Source organism: Actinotignum schaalii FB123-CNA-2, from assembly GCF_000411135.1.
Taxonomy (GTDB): domain Bacteria; phylum Actinomycetota; class Actinomycetes; order Actinomycetales; family Actinomycetaceae; genus Actinotignum; species Actinotignum schaalii_A.
Map to the genome: position 1 here is coordinate 1 of NZ_KE150265.1, position 1,703 is coordinate 1,703.

General features: G+C 53.9%; 1 protein-coding gene. It reads right to left on the reverse strand.

Annotation, left to right across the window (positions count from 1 at the left end; all coding sequences use genetic code 11):
* Nucleotides 1-16 precede the first annotated feature (16 nt).
* Nucleotides 17-1,582 carry an IS1634 family transposase gene (locus HMPREF9237_RS08690; RefSeq protein WP_016442569.1) on the reverse strand — a complete coding sequence of 522 codons (1,566 nt, stop codon included), beginning with the start codon at nt 1,580-1,582 and terminating at the stop codon, nt 17-19.
* Nucleotides 1,583-1,703: the final 121 nt, after the last annotated feature.

The following is a 1,703-nucleotide window of genomic DNA, read 5'->3' on the forward strand; positions in this document are numbered from 1 at the left end:
CCTGAGTCGTGCAACTTTAGTGACCCAGATTCTCTAGGATTTCTTGGGCTTGGGGTGGGATGGGATCACTGGAACGAATTTCGTGGCCTTGATAAAGGATGGTTTGTTCCTGGATCGGGCGTAGCGCGCGTACGAGCTTTTTAGTCGTGACCCCGGTTTTCTGGTAGAGATAACGGGAGATAGCCAAAGCCGCCATCACCACGGTCAGGTGCGCTTCGATTGCTTCACGTTTCCGGTGGAATATCGGCCTGGCTCGTAAATCCGATTTAGACATACGGAAAGACTGTTCCACGTGCCACAATTCGTGGTAGGAATCAACGATTTGCGTTGCCGGAGCTACCACGGCCGGGATATTAGTGACATAGCCTTTCAATCCTTCGAGTCTCCGGGCGCGTTCAAAGGCCACCTCATCGAAACTACAACCGTTACGAGTGGTTTTCACGAACCTGGGTTTACGCGCGGGCTTGACGCCTTCTATCGTCTCCATAGCACGCCGGCGTTGGGCTTCCAGGGTGAGTCCATCCCTGCGGGCTCGCCTTGCGGAGTACTGCCAGATAGCCCGCCAGGACTTGACCATAGTCTCATCCCACACAGGCTCGTCTTCCTTCAACTTGTCATTGACTTTCGTATTGGCATGCCTGGGCGTGACCGTGTCGATAATCTGCCCGTCAGTAAAAGACGCGCCATGCCAGTGGAAATGGGATTCCAGGTCGTAAGGTGCTTTGGTTTGCCTGGCCCCGACTATGAACCTGAACCCGGCTGCGTCTAATTCCTTGAGATTGTTGGCGCTGAGCATTCCGGCATCTGCTACCACCACGAAACTATCTAACCCGTGACGGGCTTGAAAGCCTTTCACGACTGGGAGAATGGTTTTAGTTTCGGCTTTGTTACCCTCAAAACAACCGATCTCCAAAGGAAACCCGCCACGGTCTACCAGCAAACCCACCACGATTTGAGGATCAACACGTCTTTCTTTCGAGTACCCGACTTTACGTAATCCCTCATTCGCGTCCCCGTCCTCGTCCTCGCGTTCAGCTTCGAAATACAAGGTAGTCACGTCATACAACACCAGTGATAAATCCCCGGATTTTGTGGCGTGGTCGAAACACGCCCGGGCGAGTTGGGATCGGTAGTCTTTATCCGCGCAACGACGCAGGGTAGTGAATATGGTACGCAAACTCGCGTGCTCAACCCCGAGCTCGTCGAGGATACGGATCGTGTCGGCTTTCGAGGCCGGTTCAACAATTCTGGCTAAAACCAACTGCTCGAATACGTTGTCTCTAATAGCCTGCTCGAAGCCCACTACCCGGTAGGCGTCCTGGAGGACTTGCCACAGTAGTGTTGATCGTTTAGCCAGGGTAGAAGCGCGTGGGCTAGCAGGGCTACCACTATCGAATAAGTCGAGTTTCAACTGGCCCGGGGACAGTTCTTGGCGGCCTTTCTCGAGTAATGCCGCCAGTGTGGCCTCGTCGTGTGCCGAGCCGAGGTGTTTGATAACCCGGTTTACCCGGCCTTGTTTTTCCACTATCTGCACGGCCGTGGCACCAGAGGCGGTTCTCACTTTACGTAGGAATGGCGCCATGATCCCAGTCTAGCTAAAACACCACCACCCTTTTAGTGACCCAAAACCACCAACCACAAGCCCCTGACCAGGCCAAACACTCGAGAAAACCCCAAAACCTCAAAAAGTTGCACGACTCAGG